The sequence below is a fragment of the Pseudomonas sp. P4_C3 genome, assembly GCF_056402075.1.
Genome location: NZ_JBFUIC010000593.1, coordinates 1 through 1,497 on the forward strand (window position 1 = coordinate 1; position 1,497 = coordinate 1,497).

Genomic DNA, 1,497 nt, shown 5'->3' on the forward strand with positions numbered 1-1,497 from the left:
CCCATGGACCTCAAGTCCTACAACCGTTGGTACGACTACTCCCGTGCCCGGGACGACATGTTCAAGTACACCGACACCAAATTCGCCCCTTGGCGGGTCGCCAACTCCAATGACAAGCGGCGGGCGCGGCTGAACATCATCAGCGATGTGCTGAAAAGCATTCCTTATAAGGAAGTACCGCGGGCAAAAGTGAAACTGCCCAAACGGCAAGACCCCGGTAACTACCGGGAGCCGAACTATCCATACAAGTACATCCAGGAAAAATTCTGATCGATGCATTGGGCAGGAGCCAGCCCAGGCCGGCTCCTGCTGCAGGCCATCAGGCGTGAACCAGCGCAATCGTAAACGAGACCACGATCATGCACGCAAAGGCAAAATTGATATTCATGAAGTTTCCATCCAAAACATGAGTGACGGCGCCATCTTGAACAGGTCACAGAAAAATAAAAAATTCGCCGTAATGATTTGAAAGATCGAAAAAAATGATACTTGGCCGGTTCGTTGTTTTTGCTCCGGGTTGCAGATACTCTCGTGTAACACGCAGTTACATGCATAAACGAGCAAAAACATGCACGACAACCATTCTGCTGCCGAACTTCCATCGGTGCGCCGGCAAAAAATCCTGTTGATCCTAGAACGTGACGGCAAGGTCATGGCCTCGGAGATGAGCCACCATTTCGCGGTGTCCGAGGACACCATCCGCCGCGATCTGGCGGAGCTGGCCAGCGCTGGTCTGGTGCAACGGGTGCACGGCGGGGCGTTGCCCCGGCCCAAGGATACGGGCAAGGACTATTTCACCCGGATCAGCGAAACCGACGAGGTGAAAACCCATCTGGCGCAACTGGCCGCGCGACGGGTGCAGGACGGTCAGATCGTGGTGTTCGATTCCGGCACCACCACCTTGCAGATTGCGCGTTCGCTGCCGGCGGACATCGCCATCACCGCGATCACCGCGTCGCCGATGACGGCCATTACCTTGTCCGAATACCAAGGCATCAAGGTGATCCTGGCCGGCGGCCAGCTCAACCCGGCGACGATGTCGGCCAGCGGCCACGAAACCCTGCGGCTGCTGGCGGGCATCAAGGCCGATCTGCTGTTTACCGGGGTCTGCGCGATTCACCCGCAGGTGGGCTTAAGCTCACTGCACTTCGATGAAGTACCGGTGAAACAGGCGATGCTCGACTGTGCTTCCCATGTGATTGCCGTCACCACCGCGGACAAGCTCGGTGCGGTGGAGCCCTTTGTCGTAGCGCCTTGTAACCGTGTGCACACGTTGATCACCGAACGGCATGTGGCGTCAGGCAATGTCGAGGACTACCGGGCGTTGGGGATCGAGGTGGTGCAGGCTTGAGCGTTTTTTGCTGGCAGGTGTATTGAATGTTCCGGCCCCTTCGCGGGCAAGCCCGCTCCCACAGGTTTTGTGTTTGACGCCGAATTTGGGAACGGTACAAATCCTGTGGGAGCGAGCTTGCTCGCGATGAACGATAACGCGGTCTA

The 1,497-nt window shown here is 57.1% G+C and carries 1 protein-coding gene and 1 pseudogene; both read left to right on the plus strand.

The features are described 5' to 3' along the window. A pseudogene (locus AC1DVH_RS30975) lies at positions 1–270 on the plus strand (polyphosphate kinase 2); the annotation flags it as partial. Between the two features lie 298 nt (positions 271–568). After that, positions 569–1,351, plus strand: a complete 783-nt coding sequence (locus tag AC1DVH_RS30980) for a DeoR/GlpR family DNA-binding transcription regulator (RefSeq protein ID WP_477756999.1) — start codon at positions 569–571, stop codon at positions 1,349–1,351. The last annotated feature ends 146 nt before the right edge of the window (positions 1,352–1,497 follow it).